The sequence below is a fragment of the Vibrio sp. 1069 genome (genome assembly GCF_033340555.1).
In genome coordinates, this window is the sequence record NZ_JAWOWP010000921.1 from 1 (window position 1) to 524 (window position 524).

The 524-nt window shown below is 41.4% G+C and carries 1 pseudogene; it reads right to left on the bottom strand.

The features are described from left to right. Positions 1-282: pseudogene (locus R7040_RS29820) on the bottom strand (hypothetical protein); the annotation flags it as partial. Positions 283-524: the final 242 nt, after the last annotated feature.

The window sequence follows — 524 nt, forward strand, 5'->3', positions numbered from 1 at the left end:
TTTGATTTTTACGCCCGACTTGATTGTTTTCAGGGCGCTATTTTTCGCGTCTAAGCTGCCACCAACGTCTAAGCCCTTAGGCAGCTGAGTAATTGGCGTTTGGGAAATGTCCACATTCCCTTTTATGACCAAGCCAGATGGGAGTTCAGTGTATGGCTTGTTTCGAAGATCTAGATTGCCATAGTTGTCGATGTGGCCAAATTTGGAATAGTAATCGAGCTCGTAAGCACTAGGAGACGAGCTAAATGTAATTAACGCGAGGGCGAAAGGGATGAAACGCATAACGATTACTTTCCAATAAAAAACGATAAAAGCATAACCTAAAGAGTCAGTGACGGCTATATCGGCCTGAGCTTAACTCGCCGTTGTTCGTAACGACGTGGAGGAATATCTGAGAATTAGAAGTAAGAACAAATTGCTAGAATATGAGATTCTGCCAAGAACCTGAAATACTTCCTTGCTAGTATTGTTCGGGCATAAGGGGATATTCATGAAGTTTAAAAGAGTTTTTATTTTTACTCTGA